Here is a 21,934-nt window from a genome sequence, read left to right as displayed (position 1 = left end):
GGAAACTTGAGGTATACAATGCGCGCCATCGTGATTTAGCTCAGCACAGGTGCGTCATGCAGCCCTTCGTAATTGCTCCGTCGATCCTCTCCGCCGACTTCGCCCGCCTCGGCGAGGAAGTGGACAACGTTCTCGCCGCCGGCGCCGACTTCGTCCACTTCGATGTCATGGACAACCACTACGTGCCCAACCTGACGATCGGCCCGATGGTCTGCGCGGCGCTGCGCAAGTACGGCGTGACCGCGCCGATCGACGCGCACCTGATGGTCAGCCCGGTGGACCGCATCGTCGGCGACTTCATCGAAGCCGGCGCGACTTACATCACCTTCCACCCGGAAGCCACTTTGCACGTCGATCGCTCGCTGCAACTGATCCGCGAAGGTGGTTGCAAATCCGGTCTGGTGTTCAACCCGGCGACTCCGCTGGACGTGCTCAAGTACGTGATCGACAAGGTCGACATGGTTCTGCTGATGAGCGTCAACCCGGGCTTCGGCGGGCAGAAGTTCATTCCCGGCACCCTCGACAAATTGCGTGAAGCGCGGGCGATCATCGACGCTTCCGGTCGCGACATCCGTCTGGAAATCGACGGCGGCGTCAACGTCAACAACATCCGCGAAATTGCCGCTGCTGGTGCTGACACCTTCGTCGCCGGCTCGGCCATTTTCAACGCGCCAAACTATCAGGAAGTCATCGACAAGATGCGTTCCGAACTGGCACTGGCGCGCCCATGAGCGGTTTTGAGCAGTTGTTCCCGGGGCAGTTGCCACGGTTGGTGATGTTCGATCTGGATGGCACGCTGATCGATTCGGTTCCCGACCTGGCAGCGGCGGTGGACACCATGCTGCTCTCCCTCGGCCGTCCGCCGGCAGGTATCGAAGCGGTGCGCGAATGGGTCGGCAATGGCGCGCCGGTGCTGGTGCGTCGGGCCTTGGCGGGTGGTATCGATCACTCGGCAGTGGACGACGTTGAAGCCGAGCGTGCACTGGAGATTTTCATGGAGGCGTACGGCGCCAGCCATGAACTGACCGTGGTCTATCCCGGTGTGCGCGACACGCTCAAGTGGCTGCACAAGCAAGGCGTGGCCATGGCGTTGATCACCAACAAGCCGGAGCGCTTCGTCGCGCCGCTGCTCGATCAGATGAAAATCGGCCGCTACTTCAAGTGGATCATCGGCGGCGATACCCTGCCGCAGAAGAAGCCTGACCCGGCGGCGCTGTTTTTCGTGATGAAAATGGCCAACATTCCGGCCTCGCAATCGTTGTTCGTCGGCGACTCGCGCAGCGATGTGCAGGCGGCGAAAGCAGCGGGGGTCAAGTGTGTGGCGCTGAGTTACGGCTACAACCATGGCCGGCCGATTGCCGAGGAATCGCCGGCACTGGTGATCGACGATTTGCGCAAACTAATTCCCGGTTGCCTGGATCTGGCCGGTGGGATAACGTTGCCCGACGCTGTTCAACCCCCTTCTGGAAACGCCATCGTGGTGGTCACCCGCAAACTCTGGATGAAAGTCATCAAGGCCCTGGCCCGCTGGCGTTGGCGCGCCTGACTGATTCTGGCCGGCCCTGCCGGCGCGTTTGCATACCTGACTGATTGCACCTCACCCCACGAGGCACTTTATGAATCGCGAAGAATTCCTGCGTCTGGCCGCTGACGGCTATAACCGCATCCCGTTGGCCTGCGAAACCCTGGCCGACTTCGACACGCCGCTGTCGATCTACCTGAAACTGGCCGACCAGCCCAACTCCTACCTGCTCGAATCGGTGCAGGGCGGTGAGAAATGGGGCCGTTACTCGATCATCGGCCTGCCGTGCCGCACCGTGCTGCGGGTGCACGACCATCACGTCAGCATCACCGTTGATGGCGTCGAGACCGAAAGCCACGAGGTTGAAGACCCGCTGGCCTTCGTTGAAACCTTCAAGGCCCGTTACAACGTGCCGACCATTACCGGCCTGCCGCGCTTCAACGGGGGCCTGGTCGGTTACTTCGGTTATGACTGCGTGCGCTACGTGGAAAAGCGTCTGGGCAAATGCCCGAACCCGGATCCGCTGGGCGTGCCGGACATTCTGCTAATGGTCTCCGACGCCGTTGTGGTGTTCGACAACCTGGCTGGCAAGATGCACGCGATCGTCCTCGCCGACCCGGCCCAGTCCGATGCCTTCGAGCAAGGCCAGGCGCGTTTGCAGGAACTGCTCGAGCAACTGCGTCAGCCGATCACCCCGCGTCGTGGCCTGGATTTCAGCAAACAGCAATCGGCCGATCCGGTGTTTCGTTCGAGTTTCACTCAGGACGATTACGAAAAAGCCGTCGACACCATCAAGGAATACATCCTTGCCGGCGACTGCATGCAGGTGGTGCCGTCGCAGCGCATGTCGATCGACTTCAAGGCTGCGCCGATCGATCTGTATCGCGCGCTGCGTTGCTTCAACCCGACGCCGTACATGTACTTCTTCAACTTCGGCGATTTCCACGTCGTCGGCAGTTCGCCGGAAGTGCTGGTGCGCGTCGAAGACAACCTGATCACCGTGCGCCCGATCGCCGGCACGCGCCCACGCGGCGCCACCGAAGAAGCCGATGTGGCGCTGGAGCAGGACCTGCTCTCGGATGACAAGGAGATCGCCGAGCACTTGATGCTGATCGATCTGGGCCGCAACGATACCGGGCGAGTCTCGGAAATCGGCTCGGTGAAGCTCACCGAGAAAATGGTCATCGAACGTTATTCCAATGTGATGCACATCGTCTCCAACGTCACCGGCCAGTTGAAGTCGGGCCTGACCGCGATGGACGCACTGCGGGCGATCCTGCCGGCGGGCACTTTGTCCGGTGCACCGAAAATTCGCGCGATGGAAATCATCGACGAACTTGAGCCGGTCAAGCGTGGTGTGTACGGCGGCGCGGTCGGTTACTTCGCCTGGAACGGCAACATGGACACCGCCATTGCCATTCGCACGGCGGTGATCAAGAACGGTGAATTGCACGTGCAGGCCGGCGGCGGCATCGTCGCCGACTCGGTGCCGGCGCTGGAATGGGAAGAAACCCTGAACAAACGCCGCGCGATGTTCCGCGCCGTGGCCCTGGCCGAGCAAACCCCGGACGCCTGAGACACGAATTTCCCATGTGGGAGCGAGCCTGCTCGCGAAGAGGGTGTGTCAGTCACCGTTGATATTGACTGACCCAGCGCTTTCGCGAGCAGGCTCGCTCCCACATTGGGTTTTGTGTTGAGGCATAAAAAAAGCGGCGCCCTGACAGGCGCCGCTTTTTTGCATCTACGACTCAGAAATCCAGCACAACCCCGACATTCAGGCCCTGCTGCTTGAAGTCATCATCCTTGCGGAACGTATAACCCCCACGCAGCGCCAGATCTGCCGTCAGCTTGTGACTGACGCCCAGGCTCAAGCGGTTCAGGTGACTTGCCGGTGTGTAGCCTTCAAGGGTGAAGTCATTGGCCGGCAGGGTGTTGAGGGCAATGTTGACCTTCTGCACGTCATCTTCGTACTCACGCTCGTGGGCGTATTCGCCGTACACCTGGGTTTGCGCGGTGAAGTTGTACTTGCCCTGGATGCCCAGACCCAGGCGTTTCGAATCGCGGCTCTGGTCATCGAAGGTCAGCGCGGTGGCGCGGTTGCTCTTTTCCGAGTAACCGTCGACATCGACACTGGCGTAATCGGCGCTGACAAACGGCGACAGATGCCATTGGCTGCCCGGTTGCGCAATGTCATAGCCCAGGCGCGTGCTGAACGCCCACAGGCTGCCGTCGGTATCGCCTTTCTCCGCACCCTCGCTGGCGCCGAGGTCGAACTTGCGCTTGAGGTTGTCGTAGTCGAGTTTGCCGCCGGTCAGCGCCGCGTCGGCCCACCAGCGATTCTGCTGGAACTGGGCGAACGCGGTGGCCATGTAGCTGTTGAGTTTGTAGTCGGAGTCGTTGTGCCCGGCCTCGAGATTCTGCCGGTACAAACCGGCTGCCACGCCCACGCGCCAAGCCTCATTGAGGCGATAGCTGCCGCCGACGTTGAGGTTGTAACCGCTGCCATCGGCGCTGGCGCCGCTGCTTTGGCTGTCGACATCCAGACGCTGTCCGCCGGCGGAGACAATCGCACGCCATTGGCCGACCGCTTGCCAGTTCTCCCAGTCCGCCTGCCATTGATTGCGCAATTCATCCTGATGCGCGCGCACGGTGCCGTGGGCCATTTCCGGTAGCAGGCTCAGTTCCCATGGCGCAGCCAACAGCGAATAGGCGTAATCGGCGATCAGTTTTTGCCCGGATTCGGTCGGGTGTACGCCATCGTTGTAGATCAGCTTGGTCGGATCCGGCGTGGCGCTGTTGATCCCGTAACGGGCGTTTTCCGTGCAGCTATTGCCACTGAAGCAGGTCGCGGTGAGGTTCTGGTCGGTAGCCAGACCAAAGCGCCCCGGGTCGGCGAAGACTTCCGAGAGCAGCACCGGAATGTTCAGCGGAATGACTTCGGCGTCGATGCCTTGCAGGCGCGTCACCAACTGACTGTTGAACTGGTTGGCGAGGGTGCTGCTGAACGCTTGCAGCGGCGTGCCGTTCAGAGCAGGTGTCAGGCCCACGTCGGGCAGCAGCCAGACCATCACGTATTTGGCGCCAGCGGTCTGCAGGGTCTGCACGCTGTCGGCCAGTCGATCGGCTGCGGCGTTGGCCTGGGGCAGGCTGAGGATGCGGCCCTGGAGGAAATCGTTGCCGCCACCGGAAATGTAATACAGCGCATTCGGGTCGGCGCGGAAGCCGTTCGACGGCAGGTACCCTGCGCGGGTGCGTTCACCGGTGGCCGATTGTGTAGTGATCGAATCGAGAATCTGGTCGGTGCGATAGCCACCGACTGCCCAGTTGTTGCCGTCGGGCTGGCCGTTTTCCGCGCGCACTGCGGAGCTGGAAGAGGCTGTCTGGTCGGGCGAAAAGCCCAGGCGGCCGCCGAGCAACTGGGTGGAATTCAATGAAAAAACTTCGCCGCTGCCATCCTGATACACCGGCCCGGTACGGTTGGTGTAACGCTCGGTGGAGCCCGCCGGGCCACCGGTGTCGGCGAAGGTGCCGGCATCGTTGAGGCTGTCACCGAAGACGATGAAACTGGAATAAGGATTGGGCGCTGCATTGGCCTGGGCGCAGGCGAGTGCGAGCAAGCAGCTGGCCAGCGGTACAAACAACGTCTGTCTGATCATGAGCAAGTCCGTTTATTTATTGTTGTAGGTGAACGAAACGACAGTACCAAAAACTTTCGGCATTTTGCCATCGGTCGCGAATCCTTCTGCCGTTTTATAACCCGCAGGCCCCGCCATATTGCACGCTCCGCCCAGCTAAGTTACTGTGCCGGAACGTATGAACGAGACCTTCCCCGTGTTGATCACCAGCAAACTCCTGGATCAAGTCATCAAGGCACACGCCCGCTGGCGTTGGCGCGCCTGAATCTTCTCTGCCGGCTCCGCCGGATCTGTATCGCTTTGCCTTCCTTGTCTGTTTGAAATGCCGCTGTGCTGGCGCCCTGTGCGCGTCCGACATCGCGCAGCCACCCGCGGGCAAGTCATCTGAAGGCTGTCATCAAGTCAGAATTCAAGAGGTTCGAAACGCCATGTTGCTGATGATCGACAACTACGACTCCTTTACCTACAACGTTGTGCAATACCTCGGCGAGCTGGGTGCCGAGGTCAAAGTGGTGCGCAACGACGAACTGACCATCGCCGAAATCGAAGCGCTGAATCCCGAGCGCATCGTGGTTTCCCCGGGGCCGTGCACGCCCACCGAGGCGGGCGTTTCCATTGATGCGATCAAGCACTTCGCCGGCAAGCTGCCGATCCTCGGCGTCTGCCTCGGCCACCAGTCCATCGGCCAGGCCTTCGGCGGTGATGTGGTGCGTGCCCGCCAAGTCATGCACGGTAAGACTAGCCCGGTATTCCACGAGGACAAGGGCGTGTTCGCCGGCCTCAATCATCCGCTCACTGTTACCCGTTACCACTCGCTGATCGTCAAGCATGACAGCCTGCCCGATTGCCTCGAGCTGACCGCATGGACCCAGCACGACGACGGCTCGGTCGACGAGATCATGGGCCTGCGTCACAAGACCCTGAACATCGAGGGTGTGCAGTTCCACCCCGAATCGATCCTCACCGAGCAGGGTCATGAACTGTTTGCCAATTTCCTCAAACAAACCGGCGGCACGCGCTAAGGACTTCCCATGAATATCAAGACAGCCCTGAGCCGTATCGTCGAACACCTCGACCTCAGCACCGATGAAATGCGCGATGTGATGCGCGAAATCATGACCGGTCAGTGCACCGAAGCGCAGATCGGCGCGTTCATGATGGCCATGCGCATGAAGAGCGAGAGCATCGACGAAATCGTCGGCGCCGTGTCGGTGATGCGCGAGCTGGCCGATCAGGTCGAGCTGAAAACCCTCGACGGCGTCGTCGATGTGGTTGGCACCGGCGGTGACGGTGCGAATATCTTCAACGTATCGACCGCGTCTTCCTTTGTTGTCGCAGCCGCCGGTTGCACCGTCGCCAAGCACGGCAACCGCGCGGTGTCCGGCAAGAGCGGCAGTGCCGATCTGCTGGAAGCTGCCGGCATTTATCTGAACCTGACCCCGGTGCAGGTCGCGCGCTGCATCGACAACGTCGGCATCGGTTTCATGTTCGCCCAGACTCACCACAAAGCGATGAAGTACGCCGCCGGCCCGCGCCGCGAACTCGGCCTGCGCACGCTGTTCAACATGCTCGGCCCGCTTACGAATCCGGCCGGTGTGAAACATCAGGTAGTCGGCGTGTTCACTCAGGCGCTGTGCCGGCCATTGGCCGAAGTCTTGCAGCGACTGGGCAGCAAACACGTGCTGGTCGTCCATTCGAAGGACGGTCTGGATGAATTCAGCCTCGCCGCGCCGACCTTTGTCGCTGAATTGAAAAACAACGAAATCACTGAGTATTGGGTCGAACCGGAAGACCTCGGCATGAAGAGCCAGAGCCTGCACGGCCTGTCGGTTGAAGGCCCGGAAGCGTCGCTGGCGCTGATCCGTGACGCCCTCGGCAAGCGCAAAACCGAAAACGGCCAGAAAGCTGCCGAGATGATTGTGCTCAATGCCGGTGCGGCGCTGTATGCCGCCGACCTCGCAAGCAGTCTGAAACAAGGTGTGGAGCTGGCGCACGACGCGCTGCACACCGGCCTCGCTCGGGAAAAACTCGAGGAGCTGGGTGCCTTTACCGCGGTATTCAAAGTGGAGAATGAAGGATGAGTGTACCGACGGTTCTGGAAAACATTCTGGCGCGCAAGGTTGAGGAAGTCGCCGAGCGCAGCGCTCGGGTCAGCCTGAGCGAGCTGGAAAGTCTGGCCAAGGCGGCCGATGCACCCCGTGGTTTTGCCCAGGCTTTGCTGGCGCAAGCGAAGAAGAAACAACCGGCCGTGATTGCCGAAATCAAAAAGGCTTCGCCGAGCAAAGGCGTGATCCGCGAAGACTTCGTGCCGGCAGACATTGCCAAGAGCTACGAAAAGGGTGGGGCTACGTGTCTGTCGGTGCTGACCGATATCGACTACTTCCAGGGCGCCGATGCCTACCTGCAACAGGCGCGCGCCGCCTGCAAATTGCCGGTGATCCGCAAGGATTTCATGATCGATCCGTACCAGATCGTTGAAGCCCGCGCGCTTGGCGCCGATTGCGTGTTGTTGATCGTCTCCGCCCTGGACGACGTGAAAATGGCCGAGCTGGCCGCCGTGGCCAAAGGCGTCGGTCTCGACGTGTTGGTGGAAGTGCACGACGGTGACGAACTGGAGCGCGCGTTGAAAACCCTCGACACGCCGCTGGTCGGGGTCAACAACCGCAACCTGCACACATTCGACGTCAGCCTGGAAACCACCCTCGACCTGCTGCCGCGCATCCCGCGCGATCGCCTGGTGATCACCGAGAGCGGCATCCTCAATCGGGCCGACGTCGAGCTGATGGAAATCAGCGATGTGTACTCGTTCCTGGTCGGCGAAGCGTTCATGCGCGCGGAAAACCCGGGCGTTGAATTGCAGCGCCTGTTCTTTCCGGAGCGTGGTGTGCCGATCAGTGGTTCGACCCTCGACTGACCGAGTCGACCTCATTCGCGAGCAGGCTCGGTCCCACAGGGAAATGCATTCCAGTGTGGGAGCGAGCCTGCTCGCGAAGAGGCGCTAAATTCCGCTAAAGAGATTCAATCTGCCGGAGCTCACCATGTCGTTGCCAACCCCGCTGACCATCGAATCCGGCCTGCAAGCCGAACAGGACTTGCTGGCCTCGGTCTGCGCCGGCGACGCCGAATTCGGCCTGCTGTTCTGGCAACCCACCGATCGCGCGCTGGTCATGCCGCGCCGCCTCAACCGTCTCCCGCATTTCGACCACGCCTGCGAAGTTTCCGCTGCTGCTGGCTGGCCGGTGCTGTTGCGTGAAACCGGCGGTGAGCCCGTCCCGCAATCCGCTGCGACCGTCAACATTGCCTTGGTATATGCCCCGCCTCGCAGCGAAGGCGATCTGAACCGCATCGAAACCGGCTACCGCCGCCTGTGCGATCCGATCTGTCAGTTGCTGGATGAGTTGGGTGGCACCTCGTCGGTCGGGGAAATCGACGGCGCATTCTGCGACGGCCGTTTCAACGTCAATCTCGACGGTCGCAAGATGGTCGGTACCGCCCAGCGCTGGCGCCAGAGTCAGGGCGGCCAGCGTCCGGTTGGCCTGGTGCATGGTGCGATGCTGATGGATGACGAGCGCGAAGCGATGGTTGCTGCGGTCAATCGCTTCAATGAAGCCTGCGGCCTGGAGCAGCGGGTGAGGGCGCAAAGCCACATCGCCCTGCATGAGAAATTCAACGCGCCACAGGCATTGGCGCGTCTCGATGAATTGTTTCGTTTGATGCTGGCGCAGATTTACAGTGCCTGATTTACGAGCTTAGCGCGTACCGAAGACCACCATGGTCTTGCCCTTCACGTCGACCAGATTGCGTTCTTCCAGATCCTTGAGCACGCGGCCGACCATCTCCCGTGAACAACCGACAATCCGGCCGATCTCCTGGCGGGTGACCTTGATCTGCATGCCGTCCGGGTGAGTCATGGCGTCCGGTTGTTTGCACAACTCCAGCAGGCAGCGGGCGACTCGGCCAGTGACATCGAAAAACGCCAGGTCGCCGACTTTGCGCGTGGTGTTACGCAGGCGTTGTGCGATTTGTCCGCTGAGGGCGTAAAGAATGTCTGGATCTTGCTGCGACAGTTCGCGGAACTTGGCGTAGCTGATTTCGGCGGTTTCGCATTCAACTTTGGCGCGCACCCAGGCGCTGCGCTCCTGCTCCTGACCTGCCTGCTCGAACAGACCCAGTTCGCCGAAGAAATCCCCGGCGTTCAGGTAAGCGATGATCATCTCGCGACCATCGTCGTCTTCGATGAGGATGGTGACCGAGCCTTTGATGATGAAAAACAGCGTGTCCGAGCGATCCCCGGCGCAGATGATATTGCTCTTGGCCGCATGACGCCGGCGCTGGCAATGCATCAACAGCTTGTCGATGTTCTTGATTTTGGGTGTGGGGGTAATAGCAACCATGGTTGTATCCCGAAAAGACTGCACGGTGATGTTTGAGTTGTTATGAGGCGCTGAAGGCGGTCGCTACAGAGCTGACGAATTGGCGCCAGCGAATTGGCGCCAGCTTACCAGACACTTCGTCGAAAATTCGAGAAATTACCTACAGCCAGAAAGCATCGGTCCTAGGACGTCGTTCCTGTCGGGACAAAGTGCTGTGCTAAGCTGGCGACCCTTTTTTTACAGTGGAGTCTGGGCGATGAAGGCACGCATCCAATGGGCTGGCGAAGCCATGTTCCTCGGCGAATCCGGCAGTGGTCATGTCGTGGTGATGGACGGCCCGCCGGACGCCGGTGGCCGTAACCTCGGGGTTCGCCCGATGGAAATGCTCTTGCTGGGTGTCGGCGGTTGCAGCAACTTCGACGTGGTCAGCATCCTGAAGAAGTCGCGCCAGGCCGTTGAAAGCTGTGAAGCCTTCCTCGACGCCGAGCGTGCGACTGAAGATCCGAAGGTGTTTACCAAGATCCACATGCACTTCGTGGTCAAGGGCCGGGGCCTGAAAGAAGCTCAGGTCAAGCGCGCCATCGAACTGTCGGCCGAGAAGTATTGCTCGGCGTCGATCATGCTCGGCGCGGCTGGCGTGGCGATTACCCACGACTATGAAATCGTTGAACTCGGCTGAACCGACATTCAACTATCATAAAAGCAGTGCAGACTCTGGCGATCCCCCGCTGACGTCTGCATAATGCGCCACTTTTTTCAGGGCAGTGATCGGTCAGCCGACAGGTCATCCGCCTGAACAGATAACCAAAATCGCCATCGCGAAGAGGTGTTAACCGTCCTACGCAGGTGCGTTGTTCGCACTTGACGGGCATGCTTGATCACGCGGCCGCGCCGCATACATAGAGAGTTTTTAACGGTGAAAAGCAAACTCAAGCTCCACGGGTTCAATAACCTGACAAAGACCTTGAGCTTCAACATCTATGACATCTGCTACGCGGAAACCCCGCAAGACCAGCAGGCTTACGTTGAGTACATCAATCAAGAGTACAACGCGAAACGCCTGACGCAGATTCTCACAGAAGTTGTCGAGATCATTGGTGCCAACATCCTGAACATCGCCAGTCAGGACTATGAACCCCAGGGCGCCAGCGTCACGATTCTGATTTCGGAAGAGCCGGTAACCCCGACTGACAGCCAGATCGAAGAATCGCCGGGCCCGTTGCCCGAAATTATTCTGGCCCACCTCGACAAGAGCCACATCACGGTGCACACCTATCCGGAAATCCATCCGGACGACGGTATTGCAACGTTCCGTGTGGATATCGACGTGTCGACCTGTGGTGTCATTTCACCGCTCAAAGCGCTCAACTTCCTCATTCACCAGTTCGATTCGGACATCGTGACCGTGGATTACCGTGTGCGCGGTTTCACCCGTGACGTTGAAGGCAACAAGCACTTCATCGACCACGAGATCAACTCGATCCAGAACTACCTCTCCGAAGACACCCGCGACGCGTACCAGATGACCGACGTGAACGTGTACCAGGAAAACCTGTTCCACACCAAAATGCTGCTGAAGAACTTCGAACTGGACAACTACCTGTTCGGCGACGCCACCAGCAACCTCTCGCCCGAGCAACGTGCCCAGGTGACCGACCGTGTGAAACACGAAATGCTGGAAATCTTCTACGCGCGCAACATGCCGACCTAAGATTCCCGGAAACAAAAAAGGCGACCTCCTGGTCGCCTTTTTCATGCCTCACATAAAACCCCTGTGGGAGCGAGCCTGCTCGCGAAGAGGTCATCAGCACCGACACGGATCTCAGATCCGATACGTACTCTTGGTCATCACCTTCGCCAACAAACTCATGCCGAACTTGACCGGCGCCGGAAAACGAAACCCGCCCGCATCCAGGGCACTTTCCGCATGGTGTTCTTCATCGATGCGCATCTGCTCAAGAATCGCCCGGGACTTCTCGTCCTCGGCCGGCAATTGCTCCAGATGTTCGTTCAAGTGTTTGCAGACCTGATGCTCGGTCGCCGCAACGAAACCAAGGCTGACCTTGTCGCTGATCAGTCCGGCCACCGCGCCGATACCGAACGACATGCCGTAAAACAGTGGATTCAGCACGCTGGTGTGGCTGCCCAACTGATGGATGCGCTGCTCACACCAGACCAGATGATCGATCTCTTCTTCAGCCGCGTGCTCCATGGCCGCGCGTACCTGCGGCAACTTGGCGGTCAGCGCTTGCCCCTGATACAGCGCCTGAGCGCAGACTTCGCCAGTGTGGTTGATACGCATCAGGCCGGCGACGTGGCGAGTGTCTTCATCGCTCATCTGCGTATCCGGTTGCAGAATCGCCGGCGACGGGCGGTACGGCTGACCACTGGAGGGCAACAGCGTGCGCATCGCGGCATCGGCTTGCAGCAGCAGACGGTCTATGGGCGAGTAGTGACGTTGGGTAGTCATGCTGACCTCCGGGAAGAATCTCGGCGGCCAGTTTAACCGAATCGGCCGGCGAGGGTTTGCGCTGGGTCACTTCCTGCGCGGTCAGGCTTTTTTGTGGGAGCGAGCCTGCTCGCGAAAGCGGATTATCGGATACTGAAGTGTTGAATGTATCGGCGCCTTCGCGAGCAGGCTCGCTCCCACAGTTGTTGTCGCCAATCAGCCCGGCGGCCAGTTCATCTGGCGCTGACCCAGCACGTGCATATGAATGTGATAGACAGTCTGCCCACCAAGTTCATTGCAGTTCATCACTACGCGGAAGCCTTCTTCGCAACCCAGTTCCAGCGCCAGACGCTGCGCGGTGAACAGGATGTGCCCGGCCAGCGCCTTGTCGTCTTCGGTCAGGTCGTTGAGCGTGCGCACCGGTTTTTTCGGGATTACCAGAAAGTGCACCGGAGCCTGGGGGGCGATGTCGTGGAAGGCCAGAACCTGGTCGTCCTCGTAAATGATCTTCGCCGGGATTTCCCGGTTGATGATCTTGGTGAACAGAGTATCCACTGCTGTTTCTCCGTTGAGTTGGGCTGAATCGAGTGTACCGCTTCGAAGTTGTCTTCCTAGCGGGGGCAGTAAGCTTTGTTGATCATGCCGACGATGGTGCGATTGAGCCAGCGCGAACCCAGCCGCGGCAGGAACGCCAGCCAGCGATTGCGTCGTCCCGGAATGATGATGGCGCGGTTTTTATCCAGTGCGCGTACGGCATGCAGTGCCACTTCTTCCGGACTCATCAGCGAGTGGCTGCTTTCGATCTTTTCGCTACTCATCTGTGCGGTTCGGAAGAACGGTGTGCGCGTCGGGCCGGGGCACAGCACCGAAACTTTCACGCCGCTTTGTTTGAGCTCCACGCGCAAGGCTTCGGAAAAATGCAGCACATACGCTTTGCTGGCGTAGTACGTGCTCATCCACGGGCCAGGACTGTAGGCGGCGACCGACGCGACGTTGAGAATCTGCCCGCCACCCAGCAGCGCCATGCTGTTACCCACCGCATGGCAGAGGCGGGTGAGGGCGAGAATGTTGACCTCGATGAGGTCCTGCTCGGTCATCCAGTCCTGCGCGAGGAATGGCCCGCAAGTGCCGATGCCGGCGCAGTTGACCAGTAGATCGATCTGCCGGTCACCTTCTTCGAGCTCCAGCAAAAAACCGGAAAGGCGCAACGGTTCGCCGAGGTCGCAGGCGCGAAACAATACTTCGACATCGAAGCGCTGGGTCAGCTCGATGGCGATACTTTCCAGCTGATCACGCTGCCGTGCCACCAGAATCAGGCTGCGGCCGCGCCGGGCCAGTGCTTCGGCCATGGCCAGGCCGATGCCGCTGGAAGCACCGGTGATCAGAGCGTAACGGGTCATGCAGTTCTCCATCGCAACAGCTCCGCGCCGGCGACGCGGTTGTCGCGGCAGGGAGCGCTGTTCATTCTTGCGCAGAGTCTACAGGGGCCTGCGCCGGTTCGGCTGCCTCGTCGGCGGAAATCACTGGCGGTTCGACGACCTCAACTTCGTCGGTGGTCACCGCGCCGCTGTCATAGCTGCTCTCCAGATTGCTTTCATATTCTTCCTGCACAGCCGAGAAGCCGCCAAGAAGGCCTCCGGCAAAAATCAGTGCGAAGAATACGATCCATAACGAGCACAGCACTTTGACGGCCGTGCTGTTCGGCGGTGGTGGCGGGCCATAGCGGTTGGCGCCGGCATTGCCGGGTACGACCATCATCACCAGCGGGAAAAAACTGCCGACGAACGGCACCAGATTCAACAACCACAGCCAGCCCGACCAGCCGATATCGTGCAGGCGCTGAACGCTGAACAGAATGCTGACGATCATGAAGCCGAGGAACAGGAAGACCGCCAGAATGCCGCCGAGGATCAGGCCTGTGGTTGAATCGCCACTGACCAGACCCAAGGCAATCAAGGCAAACACACCGACGATGGGCAGGGTCACCAGGCTCAGGACCATGGTCCAGGCGAGAAAGCGCAGGCGACCGATCCGGCCTTCGACGCTGAATGGCTTGAGCGTGGCGAATGGCGGCAGAGCTTCACCGACATTGGCGCGCGGTGGGGCGTAAGGCGAGTCCGGTTCCGCCACCGCTGCAGGGTTATCGTGGACATCCGCCAGATTCAGCTCGATGGCGGTTTCCGCTTCGATCCGCGCATCGATCCCGGTTTTGTTCAATGCCTGCAGATACGTCTGGGCATCGCTGTGGGACAGATCACGTTTGAGGGCGATGGTGCGGCCATTGAACAGGCGCTCGATGGCGGCCACATCGCTTTTGAACAGATCCGCCAGATTCAGTTTGGCGGTGGTGAGGTCGACGCCGGGCTGCAGCGCGCCGTCGAAGACGATCTTGTAACGGGTGTCGCTCATGGCCGAGGCATCCTTGTCGCGATTGGGTTTGCAGTAGTCAGTTCAAGGCCAGTCTGACAGCGACTGGCCGGGGGTATTGCTCAGCGCGGCCAGCGTTCCGGCAGCTGTGCGGCGCGCGCCTGAGCCTGACGATATTCTGCGTCGAGCCGCGCAATCAACTGATCCACGCTTGGCAGGTCACCAATCTGGCCAACACCCTGGCCCGCCGACCACACGGTCTTCCAGGCTTTGGCTTCATCGTTGATCGGCTTTAGCTTGTCGCCGAAGTTCACCTCGCCCTTACCTTGCAGTGCCGCCATGTCGAAACCGGCCGCCTCCAGGCTCTGGCGCATGAAACTGGCCGGCACTCCCGACACTGCTGGAGTATGAATGATGTCGGCAGCCTTGGCTGTCAGCAGCATGTCTTTGTAGGCGTCAGGCGCGTGACTTTCTGTGGTGCCGATAAATCGCGTACCGAAGTAGGCCAAATCCGCGCCGAGCAGTTGCGCGGCGAGAATCTCATGGCCGTGGTTCAGACATCCTGCAAGCAAGAGTGTCTTGTCGAAGAACTCACGGATCTCGGCAATCAGCGCAAACGGGCTCCAGGTACCAGCATGCCCGCCGGCACCGGCCGCGACGGCAATGAGCCCGTCGACACCGGCTTCAGCGGCTTTCTCGGCATGGCGCCGCGTGGTCACGTCGTGAAACACCAGACCGCCATAGCTGTGCACCGCGTCGACCAGTTCCTTCACCGCGCCGAGGCTGGTGATAACGATCGGCACCTTGTGCTCGACGCAAATGTCCAGATCCGCCTGAAGGCGCGGGTTGCTGTGGTGAACAATCAGGTTCACCGCATAAGGGGCCGGATTATCCAGCGTCGCCAGGCCCGCTTCGATCTGTTCCAGCCAAGCCTTGAACCCACTGCTTTCGCGTTGGTTCAGCGCCGGAAAGCTGCCGACCACACCATTGCGGCAGCAGGCGAGCACCAGTTCCGGATTGGAGATCAGGAACATCGGTGCCGCCACCACGGGCAGACGCAGACGTTGTTCGAGCAAAGCGGGCAGCGACATTGTGAACACCCCGAAGATTTTTATTGATTGAAGTTAGAACGGCTTGACCACGACCAGAATTACGATAGCCAGCAATATCAGAACCGGCACTTCATTGAACCAGCGATAAAAGACATGGCTGCGGGTATTTTCGCCGCGGGCAAAGCGTTTGACCTGCGCGCCGCACATGTGGTGGTAGCCGATCAGCAATACGACCAGGGTCAGTTTGGCGTGGATCCAGCCGCCCTGGCTGAAAAGGCTAGGGTTGAGGTAGATCAGCCAGCCACCGAAGATCAGCGTGGCGATCATCGCCGGGCCCATGATGCCGCGATACAGCTTGCGCTCCATGACGCTGAAGCGTTCCTGGCTGATCGTGTCTGCGCTTTGCGCGTGGTAAACGAACAGGCGCGGCAAGTAGAACAGTCCGGCAAACCAGCAGACGACGCTGACAATGTGAAACGCTTTGAGCCATAGATAGAGCATTTTTGGGTATTCCCTCATTCACGGTAGCCAGATAGTAGAGGCTTGAGCGTCCGCGCGTCACCTTGGCGGTTGTCGCAGGCGCGCGCGGCCCCTATTATCGACGGCTTTCCAGTGGGTTCGTTGAGGGCAGGTTTATGGTCAAGGTCGGTATCGTCGGCGGCACGGGTTACACCGGTGTCGAACTGCTGCGTCTGTTGGCACAGCATCCGCAGGCAGAAGTGGTCGTCATCACTTCCCGATCCGAGGCCGGTCTGGCCGTAGCTGACATGTACCCGAACCTGCGCGGTCACTATGACGGGCTGGCCTTCAGCGTGCCGGACGTGAAAACCCTTGGCGCTTGCGATGTGGTATTTTTCGCCACGCCACACGGTGTGGCTCACGCCTTGGCAGGCGAGCTGCTGGCGGCGGGCACCAAGGTCATCGACCTGTCCGCCGACTTCCGTCTGCAAGATGCTGATGAATGGGCCAAGTGGTACGGCCAGCCCCACGGCGCACCGGAATTGCTGGACGAAGCTGTTTACGGGTTGCCGGAAGTCAATCGCGAGCAGATCAAGAAAGCGCGCCTGATCGCGGTACCGGGTTGCTATCCGACCGCAACGCAATTGGGTTTTCTCCCATTGCTGGAAGCAGGTCTGGCTGACGCATCGCGTTTGATCGCCGACTGCAAATCCGGTGTCAGTGGTGCCGGGCGTGGTGCGGCTGTAGGTTCTTTGTACTCCGAGACGTCGGAAAGCATGAAGGCCTACGCGGTAAAAGGTCATCGCCACCTGCCGGAAATTCGCCAGGGCCTGCGTCGCGCGGCGGGCAAGGATGTCGGCCTGACCTTCGTACCGCACCTGACGCCGATGATTCGCGGTATCCATTCGACGCTCTACGCGACTGTGGTCGATCGTTCGGTGGATCTGCAGGCACTGTTCGAAAAGCGCTATGCCAACGAACCGTTCGTCGATGTAATGCCAGCCGGCAGCCATCCGGAAACCCGTAGCGTGCGCGGCGCCAACGTGTGCCGCATCGCCGTGCATCGTCCACAGGATGGCGATCTGGTGGTGGTACTCTCGGTGATTGACAACCTGGTCAAGGGCGCCTCGGGCCAGGCGGTGCAGAACATGAACATTCTGTTTGGACTGGACGAGCGCTTCGGCCTGTCACACGCCGGTATGCTGCCGTAACGGCCGTCACAGGTCAGGCGCCGCAAGCTTGAAGCTCACTGCTTGAAGCTTGCCGCTGCTCCTCTAATAGTTGACCAATTTTCTAGGACAAGCGGATAATGCGCGTCATCACGCATTATGGCGGCGTAACGCCGGGAGATAGTCAGCATGAGCGTCGAATCCTTCACCCCCACGGCTTTGCAATTCACTCAAGGTGCTGCGCACAAGGTGAAGAGCCTGGTCGATGAAGAGGGGAATGATCGCTTGAAGCTGCGCGTATTTGTTACGGGCGGCGGTTGTTCAGGATTTCAATACGGTTTCACCTTCGATGAAGACGTGGCCGATGACGACACCATTGTCGAGCGCGAAGGCGTGAGTCTGGTGGTTGATCCGATGAGTTTCCAGTACCTGGCCGGCGCGGAGGTGGACTACCAGGAAGGTCTGGAAGGTTCACGCTTCGTGATCAAGAACCCGAACGCGACAACGACTTGTGGTTGCGGGTCGTCGTTCTCGATCTGATCGCGCTTTACAGCACACAACAAAACGCCGCAGAGCCTTTCGGTTCTGCGGCGTTTTTGTTTCTGAAGGTTATGCCGGGTAGATGGCGCCGAGTACGCGCAGGCCGCGAGCGCCGGTGACGCTTGGCCGATTGGCGGCGATGCCTTCCAGGCAGCAATGGGCGAGCCAGGCGAAGGCCATGGCTTCCACCCAATCCGGATCAACCCCGTGAGTTGCGGTGCTGGCCACTTGGGTATCTGGCAGCAGGTCCGCCAGACGTTTCATCAGCGTGGCGTTGTGCGCGCCGCCGCCACAGACCAGCAGTTCCTGAGTGCCCGATTGAGCGCTTTGTAGCGACTCGACGATGGTCAGCGCCGTAAGTTCGAGCAGCGTGGCCTGAACGTCTTCGGCAGCGAAAGTCGGCAGACGCGATAGATGCTGTTCCAGCCATGGCAGATTGAAGACTTCCCGGCCCGTACTTTTCGGGCCTTTGGTCACGAAGAACGGGTCGCTGAGCAGCGCCTTGAGCAGGGTTGGTTCAACCTTGCCGGTCGCAGCCCATTTGCCGTCCCGGTCATAGTTTTCGCCACGTTGCCGGTGAATCCAGGCGTCCATCAGAACATTCCCCGGCCCGCAGTCGAAACCGGCTACCGGTTTGTTCGGCTCAATCAGGCTGAGATTGCTGAATCCGCCGACATTCAAGACAGCCTGGTTACCAGTACGCTCTTCAAACAAAGCTTCGTGAAAGGCTGGTACCAGAGGCGCACCCTGACCACCCGCTGCCACATCGCGGCTGCGGAAATCACTGACGACGGTAATACCGGTCAACTCAGTCAGCAGGGCTGGATTGCCGATCTGCACGGTAAACCCGCGCGCCGGCTCATGGCGAATGGTCTGACCGTGGCTGCCGATAGCGCGGATTGCTTCGGGCTTGAGTTGTTGCTGCGCGAGGAGGGTGTGAATGCCCGACGCGGCAAGTTCGACCCAGTGTTGCTGGGCAATCGCCGAGCGGGCGATCTCGTCGGGGCCGCTGGCGCACAAGCCAAGCAGCTCGGCGCGCAGGGAGTCAGGCATTGGCAGGTAGTGGGTGGCGATCAGTTTGATCGCCGAGGTCTGCTCGATCAGGGCGATGTCCAGCCCGTCGAGACTGGTTCCGGACATCACACCGATATACAGGGCCATGGCTTAGCGCTTGCTCGAAGCCAGCATGGTGGCCTTCTCTTGATCCATGCGCGCCATCAGTGGCTGGCTCTGCGCGAGGAAGCGCGCGCGTTCGGACTTGGCGATCGGATCGGCCATTGGCAGCTTCTGGCCCAGCGGATCGACGTGAACGCCGTTGACCTGGAACTCATAGTGCAAATGCGGGCCGGTGGACAGTCCGGTGGTGCCGATATAGCCAATGACTTGACCTTGCTTGACGCTGCCACCGGTTTTCACGCCTTTGGCAAAGCCCTGCATATGGCCGTAGAGCGTACGGTAAGTGTTGCCATGCTGAATGATCACAGTGTTGCCGTAGCCACCGCGACGGCCGGCCAGCAGGACTTTGCCGTCACCGGCAGCCTTGATCGGCGTGCCTCGCGGCGCTGCGTAGTCGACACCTTTGTGGGCGCGGATCTTGTTGAGGATCGGGTGCTTGCGGCCCATGGAAAACTTCGAGCTGATGCGGGCGAAGTCAACAGGGGTCCGAATGAAGGCCTTGCGCATGCTGTTGCCATCGGCAGTGTAGTAGCTGCTGTTGCCTTGTTTGTTGGTGTAGCGAACGGCGGTGTAAGTCTTGCCGCGGTTGGTGAAACGCGCCGACAGGATCGGGCCGGTGCCGACCGCCTTACCGTTGATGACTTTCTGCTCGTAGATCACATCGAATTCGTCGCCTTGACGAATGTCCTGCGCGAAATCGATGTCGTAGCCAAAGACACTGGCCATGTCCATGGTCATGCTGTGAGAAAGGCCGGCGCGGGCTGCGGACTGCGACAGTGAGCTGTTGATGACACCGTGGACGTAGGCAGTGCGAACAGTTGGCTTGGCAGTCACTCGGTTGAACGAATAACCCTTGTCATTCTTGGTCAGGGTGATGGTTTCAACGTCGCTGACCTTGCTGTGCAGGCTGGTCAACTGGCCTTCCGGACTCAGTTCGAACTCGAGTTTCTGGCCGCGCTTGAGCTGGCTGAACTGTTTGGCTTGCTTGTCGCTTGCCAGTACTTCGTGCACGGAGGCTGCAGGCAGACCGACTTTTTCAAACAGGGTAGACAGCGTATCGCCTTTGGAAACCACGACTTCACGGTGCCCAGGCTCTTTCGGTTTCTCAGCAGGCGCCACAGGTGCTGGCGCGGTTTCAGCGGTTTGCGCGGCGTTTTCGTCGCTGTTTTCGATTTGGGCGAACGGCGAAGCTGCGGGCTCGTTTGTGGCTTGAGCCGCATCGGCAGCGTCTTGATCTTGTGTCAGTTGTTCAGCAGGACTTTCCAGTTCAAGACTCAGAGTCGTCTTTTTGGCTTCAACATCGCTGGAGGGAAATACCAGCAGCGCCAGGCTGAGAAGGGCGGCGATTCCACTTGCGGCGAGCAGGTGGGTCTTCGGGTAAAGCGGGGGCGCTTTAGACGGTTCTGTGGTCATAGGTAATTTTTGACTTTGAAATAGATGAATTGGAAAAGATGAATGACATGATGAAGATGAAATAACTGTATAAAATATAACCAAATCATCGCTGAAGCAAGTCTACAGACCTCGGGTCTGTGGATTGGTGTCCGTGCGCCGGGCAAAACTTGTAATTGGTGCGCGTTCTTGTATGGTTGGTTCCCTTTGAATCTGAGCCTTGCGGGTCTGTTATGAAGTCGGTTGAAGAGCAGCTAGCGCTGATTAAACGTGGTGCGGAAGAACTGTTGGTCGAGTCCGAGCTGGTCGAGAAGCTCAAGCGCGGCCAACCGCTGCGTATCAAGGCTGGTTTCGATCCAACCGCTCCGGATCTGCATCTGGGTCATACGGTGCTTATTAATAAGCTGCGCCAGTTCCAGGAGCTGGGGCACCAGGTCATCTTCCTTATAGGTGACTTCACCGGGATGATCGGCGATCCAAGTGGCAAAAGCGCAACGCGTCCACCGCTGACGCGTGAACAGGTTCTGGAAAATGCTGAGACTTACAAGACTCAGGTTTTCAAAATCCTTGATCCGGCGAAAACCGAAGTTGCCTTCAACTCCACTTGGATGGACAAGATGGGGCCGGCGGATTTCATTCGCCTGACTTCGCAATACACGGTCGCTCGCATGCTTGAGCGCGATGACTTCGACAAGCGCTACACCACCAACCAGCCAATCGCTATTCACGAATTCCTCTATCCGCTGGTTCAGGGTTATGACTCGGTCGCGCTGCGCGCCGATGTCGAGCTGGGCGGTACCGATCAGAAATTCAACCTGCTGATGGGGCGTGAGTTGCAGCGTGGGTATGGTCAGGAGGCACAGTGCATTCTGACGATGCCATTGCTGGAAGGTCTGGATGGCGTGAAGAAGATGTCCAAGTCGCTGGGCAACTATGTCGGTATCCAGGAAGCACCAGGCGTTATGTACAGCAAGCTGGTTTCCATCCCGGATGCGCTGATGTGGCGTTACTTCGAGTTGCTCAGCTTTCGCTCGATGGATGAGATCAACGCCTTCCGGGCTGACGTCGAAGCTGGAGCGAATCCACGCGACATCAAAATCAAGCTGGCTGAAGAGATCGTTGCGCGCTTCCATGGTGAAGAGGCTGCGGCGAATGCTCACCGAGGCGCCGGCAACCGCATGAAGGATGGCGAGCTTCCAGATGACTTGCCTGAGATCGAACTGTCTTCGGTTGAGGATATGCCGATCGCTGCCGTCCTTAATAAGGCAGGCCTGGTGAAGAACTCGGCGGCGGCGCGTGATCTGTTGGCGGCGGGTGGGGTGCGTGTTGATGGTGAGGTGGTTGATCGTTCCTTTATATATGTACTGGGCACGACTCACGTTTGTCAGGCCGGCAAGAAGGCTTTTGCACGTATTACGCTGAAATCTGAATAAAGTTGAAATTGGGGGTTGACGGCGAATTCTAGAAGTCTATAATTCGCCCCACTTCCGGCGCGGTCGAAACGGAAAACTCCTTGATATTCAAAGAGTTACGCAGTTTTCGACAGCGACTTGCTTCAGGTCATCGAAGTCTGGAAGAAGTTGAAAGAGCAGCGATGTGTAGCTCTTTTAACGGTTCGATCTTCTCGGTCGAAAGCGGAGAAAAAGAGGTGTTGACAGCAGCGATTAACGCTGTAGAATTCGCCTCCCGCTAACGAGAGATCGGAAGCGCAAGTGGTTGAAGTTGTTGAAGAATTCTTCGAAAACTTCTGAAAATAATCACTTGACAGCAAATGAGGCTGCTGTAGAATGCGCGCCTCGG

Annotated in this window: 22 protein-coding genes; 12 read left to right on the top strand and 10 right to left on the bottom strand. The window is 59.3% G+C overall.

Features of this window, described 5'->3' with window-relative positions:
- Positions 1 to 56 precede the first annotated feature (56 nt).
- The 3 genes from rpe (at position 57) to trpE (ending at position 3,098) form a co-directional block, all read left to right on the top strand.
- The gene (gene rpe / locus AB4N73_RS18940; RefSeq protein WP_007918813.1) at positions 57 to 731 is read left to right on the top strand and encodes a ribulose-phosphate 3-epimerase; all 675 of its coding nucleotides are present in this window, start codon (positions 57 to 59) and stop codon (positions 729 to 731) included.
- Positions 728 to 1,546, top strand: a complete 819-nt coding sequence (locus AB4N73_RS18935; protein ID WP_095181418.1) for a phosphoglycolate phosphatase — start codon at positions 728 to 730, stop codon at positions 1,544 to 1,546. Before rpe ends, AB4N73_RS18935 begins: the two co-directional genes overlap by 4 nt.
- 70 nt (positions 1,547 to 1,616) lie before the next feature.
- Positions 1,617 to 3,098, top strand: a complete 1,482-nt coding sequence (trpE, locus tag AB4N73_RS18930) for an anthranilate synthase component I (protein ID WP_095181419.1) — start codon at positions 1,617 to 1,619, stop codon at positions 3,096 to 3,098.
- A 172-nt stretch (positions 3,099 to 3,270) separates the two neighbouring features.
- Here trpE and estP read toward each other — a convergent pair whose 3' ends face one another.
- The gene (estP, locus tag AB4N73_RS18925) at positions 3,271 to 5,178 is read right to left on the bottom strand and encodes an esterase EstP (RefSeq protein ID WP_258707264.1); all 1,908 of its coding nucleotides are present in this window, start codon (positions 5,176 to 5,178) and stop codon (positions 3,271 to 3,273) included.
- A gap of 407 nt (positions 5,179 to 5,585) precedes the next feature.
- Here estP and AB4N73_RS18920 point away from each other — a divergent pair, with 407 nt between their 5' ends.
- From AB4N73_RS18920 to AB4N73_RS18905, 4 genes are all read left to right on the top strand, one after another.
- Positions 5,586 to 6,179 carry an aminodeoxychorismate/anthranilate synthase component II gene (locus tag AB4N73_RS18920; protein WP_041476683.1) on the top strand — a complete coding sequence of 198 codons (594 nt, stop codon included), beginning with the start codon at positions 5,586 to 5,588 and terminating at the stop codon, positions 6,177 to 6,179.
- A gap of 9 nt (positions 6,180 to 6,188) precedes the next feature.
- On the top strand, positions 6,189 to 7,238 hold the full coding sequence (gene trpD, locus AB4N73_RS18915; RefSeq protein ID WP_041476682.1) for an anthranilate phosphoribosyltransferase: 1,050 nt from the start codon (positions 6,189 to 6,191) through the stop codon (positions 7,236 to 7,238).
- Entirely contained in the window at positions 7,235 to 8,071 is an 837-nt protein-coding gene (gene trpC, locus AB4N73_RS18910) for an indole-3-glycerol phosphate synthase TrpC (RefSeq protein WP_150743524.1), read from the top strand. The genes trpD and trpC overlap by 4 nt, the downstream gene beginning before the upstream one ends.
- A 124-nt stretch (positions 8,072 to 8,195) precedes the next feature.
- Entirely contained in the window at positions 8,196 to 8,897 is a 702-nt protein-coding gene (locus AB4N73_RS18905; RefSeq protein ID WP_460142410.1) for a lipoate--protein ligase family protein, read from the top strand.
- Between the two features lie 9 nt (positions 8,898 to 8,906).
- On the opposite strand, the gene crp is transcribed toward AB4N73_RS18905, so the two are convergent.
- Entirely contained in the window at positions 8,907 to 9,551 is a 645-nt protein-coding gene (gene crp, locus AB4N73_RS18900) for a cAMP-activated global transcriptional regulator CRP (protein WP_041476679.1), read from the bottom strand.
- A 235-nt stretch (positions 9,552 to 9,786) separates the two neighbouring features.
- Between crp and AB4N73_RS18895 the strand changes: the two genes are divergently transcribed.
- Together AB4N73_RS18895 and speD are read left to right on the top strand one after the other, a co-directional pair.
- Positions 9,787 to 10,209, top strand: coding sequence for an OsmC family protein (locus AB4N73_RS18895; protein ID WP_016772921.1), 423 nt, complete (start codon positions 9,787 to 9,789; stop codon positions 10,207 to 10,209).
- A 237-nt stretch (positions 10,210 to 10,446) separates the two neighbouring features.
- The gene (gene speD / locus AB4N73_RS18890; protein WP_024014530.1) at positions 10,447 to 11,241 is read left to right on the top strand and encodes an adenosylmethionine decarboxylase; all 795 of its coding nucleotides are present in this window, start codon (positions 10,447 to 10,449) and stop codon (positions 11,239 to 11,241) included.
- Positions 11,242 to 11,352: 111 nt separating this feature from the next.
- On the opposite strand, the gene coq7 is transcribed toward speD, so the two are convergent.
- From coq7 to hemJ, 6 genes are all read right to left on the bottom strand, one after another.
- A complete protein-coding gene (coq7, locus tag AB4N73_RS18885; protein WP_252886882.1) occupies positions 11,353 to 12,000 on the bottom strand; it encodes a 2-polyprenyl-3-methyl-6-methoxy-1,4-benzoquinone monooxygenase in 648 nt (215 codons plus the stop codon).
- Positions 12,001 to 12,195: 195 nt separating this feature from the next.
- The gene (locus AB4N73_RS18880; RefSeq protein WP_017128660.1) at positions 12,196 to 12,534 is read right to left on the bottom strand and encodes a histidine triad nucleotide-binding protein; all 339 of its coding nucleotides are present in this window, start codon (positions 12,532 to 12,534) and stop codon (positions 12,196 to 12,198) included.
- Positions 12,535 to 12,590: 56 nt separating this feature from the next.
- Positions 12,591 to 13,379: an SDR family NAD(P)-dependent oxidoreductase gene (locus AB4N73_RS18875; protein ID WP_041476677.1), complete on the bottom strand. Its 789-nt coding sequence runs from the start codon at positions 13,377 to 13,379 to the stop codon at positions 12,591 to 12,593.
- 61 nt (positions 13,380 to 13,440) lie between these two features.
- Positions 13,441 to 14,388: a DUF805 domain-containing protein gene (locus AB4N73_RS18870; protein WP_252886881.1), complete on the bottom strand. Its 948-nt coding sequence runs from the start codon at positions 14,386 to 14,388 to the stop codon at positions 13,441 to 13,443.
- A gap of 80 nt (positions 14,389 to 14,468) precedes the next feature.
- On the bottom strand, positions 14,469 to 15,437 hold the full coding sequence (locus AB4N73_RS18865) for an NAD(P)H-dependent flavin oxidoreductase (protein WP_056786714.1): 969 nt from the start codon (positions 15,435 to 15,437) through the stop codon (positions 14,469 to 14,471).
- Positions 15,438 to 15,470: 33 nt separating this feature from the next.
- Positions 15,471 to 15,899, bottom strand: a complete 429-nt coding sequence (gene hemJ / locus AB4N73_RS18860; RefSeq protein ID WP_039757756.1) for a protoporphyrinogen oxidase HemJ — start codon at positions 15,897 to 15,899, stop codon at positions 15,471 to 15,473.
- 134 nt (positions 15,900 to 16,033) lie between these two features.
- Between hemJ and argC the strand changes: the two genes are divergently transcribed.
- Positions 16,034 to 17,068, top strand: coding sequence for an N-acetyl-gamma-glutamyl-phosphate reductase (gene argC, locus AB4N73_RS18855; RefSeq protein ID WP_042610443.1), 1,035 nt, complete (start codon positions 16,034 to 16,036; stop codon positions 17,066 to 17,068).
- A gap of 147 nt (positions 17,069 to 17,215) precedes the next feature.
- Positions 17,216 to 17,566, top strand: a complete 351-nt coding sequence (gene erpA / locus AB4N73_RS18850) for an iron-sulfur cluster insertion protein ErpA (RefSeq protein ID WP_007918905.1) — start codon at positions 17,216 to 17,218, stop codon at positions 17,564 to 17,566.
- Positions 17,567 to 17,635: 69 nt separating this feature from the next.
- On the opposite strand, the gene AB4N73_RS18845 is transcribed toward erpA, so the two are convergent.
- Both AB4N73_RS18845 and AB4N73_RS18840 read right to left on the bottom strand, forming a co-directional pair.
- The gene (locus AB4N73_RS18845) at positions 17,636 to 18,727 is read right to left on the bottom strand and encodes an anhydro-N-acetylmuramic acid kinase (protein ID WP_460142409.1); all 1,092 of its coding nucleotides are present in this window, start codon (positions 18,725 to 18,727) and stop codon (positions 17,636 to 17,638) included.
- A 3-nt stretch (positions 18,728 to 18,730) separates the two neighbouring features.
- The gene (locus AB4N73_RS18840; protein WP_041476672.1) at positions 18,731 to 20,155 is read right to left on the bottom strand and encodes a peptidoglycan DD-metalloendopeptidase family protein; all 1,425 of its coding nucleotides are present in this window, start codon (positions 20,153 to 20,155) and stop codon (positions 18,731 to 18,733) included.
- 212 nt (positions 20,156 to 20,367) lie between these two features.
- On the opposite strand from AB4N73_RS18840, the gene tyrS reads away from it, so the two are divergent.
- Positions 20,368 to 21,567 carry a tyrosine--tRNA ligase gene (gene tyrS, locus AB4N73_RS18835; RefSeq protein WP_016772931.1) on the top strand — a complete coding sequence of 400 codons (1,200 nt, stop codon included), beginning with the start codon at positions 20,368 to 20,370 and terminating at the stop codon, positions 21,565 to 21,567.
- Positions 21,568 to 21,934: the final 367 nt, after the last annotated feature.

The sequence above is a fragment of the Pseudomonas sp. S3_B08 genome, from assembly GCF_054667725.1.
Note: the sequence above shows the minus strand (reverse complement) of the source record. Positions and strands in the feature narration are given on the sequence as shown.